Consider the following 972-nt stretch of genomic DNA (forward strand, 5'->3'; position numbering starts at 1 on the left):
CTGCACTTGCGCTTTTGATCACGGCGACGACATCGGGCTTTGCCCAGAGCCTGACGACGAATGAGGCGAAAGGAACCACCCTCTCCAACAAATGGCGTGGGCAGCGGGGACTGGTGACAACGGGGGCCGACGGAAAAGTCATCTTCCTGTTCGGAGAGACGCAGCCTTCTGTCGTCTGCTCACCTTTACAGGTCTGCGACATCGAGCTTCAGGGTGGGGAGATTGTCCGCGACGTTCTTGTCGGCGACACGGTACGCTGGAAGGTCGAGCCGGCCACATCCGGTGCTGCAGGGGGCCAGGCAATTCACCTGATCGTCAAACCGTCGGAGGCGGGTCTGGTGACGTCGATGGTGGTGACGACCTCAAGACGCACTTATCATATCCAGCTCAAATCGCACCCGAACCAGTACATGGCCCGCGTCGGCTTCGAGTATCCGGAAGAGGCCGCGACAAGATTGTCCGACATCAACGCTCGGATTCAGACGATGACCAATTCCGACGGCGGCGTGCCGCCAGAGCAACTTGCCTTCGCCTATTCGCTAAGCGGCAGCGCGCCCTGGAAGCCGAAGCGCGTCTATTCAGATGGACAGAAGACCTACATACAATTTCCGCGAACGCTCTCCGGTCAGGATGCGCCGGTTCTCTTCGTGGTCTCCGGCGGGCAAAACCGGATCGTAAACTACCGGATGAAGAACGACATGATGATTGTCGATTACAACATCGACAAGGCTGTCCTTGTTTCGGGCGTCGGCTGGCGTCAGCAGAAAATTACCATTAGGAAAGGAGGCTGACCGATGCGCTTATGCATTCTTCCTTTCGTCTCCGCCGTTCTTCTCTCTGGTTGCCAGACCGGAACAGACGCGCTCACGACGAGCGCCGCGACTTCGACGGTAACAGGCCCCGCGGCAAGCGCGATCGCTGGCGACATAGCTGGGCGTTATGCCGAGCAGGCGGGATCGACCGCGACGCCAA

The 972-nt window shown here is 59.2% G+C and carries 1 protein-coding gene and 1 pseudogene; both read left to right on the top strand.

Annotated features, from left to right (window positions below):
• Window positions 1-14 precede the first annotated feature (14 nt).
• Window positions 15-791: a P-type conjugative transfer protein TrbG gene (trbG, locus tag RNA01_RS23405; protein WP_147182461.1), complete on the top strand. Its 777-nt coding sequence runs from the start codon at window positions 15-17 to the stop codon at window positions 789-791.
• Between the two features lie 3 nt (window positions 792-794).
• Window positions 795-972, top strand: a pseudogene (locus RNA01_RS24520) (conjugal transfer protein TrbH); the annotation flags it as partial.

It is taken from the genome of Paenirhizobium naphthalenivorans (assembly GCF_007992095.1).
Taxonomy (GTDB): Bacteria; Pseudomonadota; Alphaproteobacteria; order Rhizobiales; family Rhizobiaceae; genus Allorhizobium; species Allorhizobium naphthalenivorans.